The 1,803-nt window shown below is 56.2% G+C and carries 1 protein-coding gene; it reads right to left on the minus strand.

Features of this window, described 5'->3' with window-relative positions:
• Positions 1 to 42 precede the first annotated feature (42 nt).
• Entirely contained in the window at positions 43 to 1,641 is a 1,599-nt protein-coding gene (locus tag IQ254_RS30980; RefSeq protein ID WP_193969974.1) for a transposase, read from the minus strand.
• Positions 1,642 to 1,803: the final 162 nt, after the last annotated feature.

Genomic DNA, 1,803 nt, shown 5'->3' on the forward strand with positions numbered 1-1,803 from the left:
GTAACTACTCCAAAAGTGCTGGTAGAGACAGGATCTATAAGCTTAGCCGCAGGTAGCTGCCGCCACCTGCGGCGCTGAAGCTTGAGCGCGAATCACATCCGGTAACGGTGGTATTCGGTCATCGCTATGAATGCGAGAGAGGAGATACTGCCAGAACGAGATGCCTAATTTGCGGCAGGTTTTCTTGAGCCCCACCAAGGTATCGCGGGCTTGTCGCCCTGCCTCCGAGCGCGTGGTGCCGCTAATCTTACGGCGGGTGACATATTCGCGGATATCGGTTTCTGCGGCATTGTTGTGCAAGGGTAATTCAGGGCAATCGAGGACTCTCAGTAATTCGGCTTTGCGGTCTCTAAACTGCTGGAGCACAATATTTAGACTGACATGGTGCCGATAGCAGCGTCCAAACCGTTGGTCAAACCCTTCTTCTAAGGTCTGTTTGGCCTCAGCCGTTGGGGCCTGCCGATAGGCCTGCAACTGGCGGTAGTAAGTCCACAGCACGTCTTGCATCTCAGCGATATTCAGTCGATGTTGGGCCGTGCTGCCCGCTAAGCGTCGCAGCGCCCGTTCGGCATGCACCCAACACAAGCCATGGTGCAATAGCTTGAATTGACCGGCCCCATCACTGAGAATCCGCAGGTCGTCCCGGATTCCCTGGGCCAGGACACCGCCGAGCAGGGCGGCTTCGGTGATGACCCGTACCGCGTTGGCACTCACAATGCCCAACCCCGATAAGTAGGCCTGCCACGCCGCTGCCTCGGTCGCCAGCACCTGGTCGGAGAACCTCAGCGTCGCCCAGTGCTTGGCCGCTAGCCCCTGGGTCGCTAAGTACCCCTGGGCATCGTCATTGAGGATATAGCGAGGGCTCCGCCCCTGCAGAACCTCGAGAAAGTTGCGACGACTTTTGCTCTCCCCACTGCTGAAGTAGGCAAACCAGGCATTGCCAATCACCGTACAATACCCAGTCTTGCCCTGGTGTCGGGCACCGGTATCATCGGTATGAATATAGGTGGCGGTCTCTAACCCAACCCGCAAGACCGACTGTTGTTCTTGGTGGAACGACGATTTCCCCTCAGTTAAGATCCGGTTGATTTGCCCAGCAGAAATCCCTATCCCCAGATCTTGCAACTGCTCGTAGATTAACGGCTGCGGCACCCGACATTGGTAGTGTTGGTACAAGATGTAGCTTACTAACGTCGGGCCGTAATGACCCCCTCGATAGGCGTCGGGCAGTTGCCCAACCACCGTCTCCCCCGACACCGTGACGTATTCGGCTAACTGAAAGCGAATGTTCTGGCGGCTCAGTTCCAACTCTTGGACGTCGTAGGTCCGGTACCCATTGAATCTTGCCCCTGCCGGTATCTCTGAAGGCTGGATGATCTCCACCCGGTCGACCGCAAAGCCTGCTTTCTTGCTCCGCTTACCCCTCTGGCCCCGTTTGCCAGTCTCTCCTCCTGTTTCCTCGTCCGCTGGGGTGTCATTCAGATGACTGGCTTTCAGCTTTGGCTTCCCTTTCAGTTTCTTCTGAGCCCGCAGTTCTTCCTCGAGTTGCTTGATCCGCTCCCCTTGTTGCGCCACCTGGCTTTCCAGTCGCTCAATCATTTCCTGCTGCGATTGGATCTGCTGCTGTTGCTGGCGCACCACCTCAAGCAACCTCTCGATCTCGGAAAGGACCTCTGATGACGGCTTGGATTTCAGGTTCTCTGGCACTAGATTCATTCCTCTGTTAGACCAGATCTTTGCGCTCTTGACAACCCCTTGCCGGTTACACATCCACCGTCTTACCAGCGGTTATTGAGAAGTTAC

The sequence above is a fragment of the Nodosilinea sp. LEGE 07088 genome (assembly GCF_015207395.1).
Lineage (GTDB): Bacteria > Cyanobacteriota > Cyanobacteriia > Phormidesmidales > Phormidesmidaceae > Nodosilinea.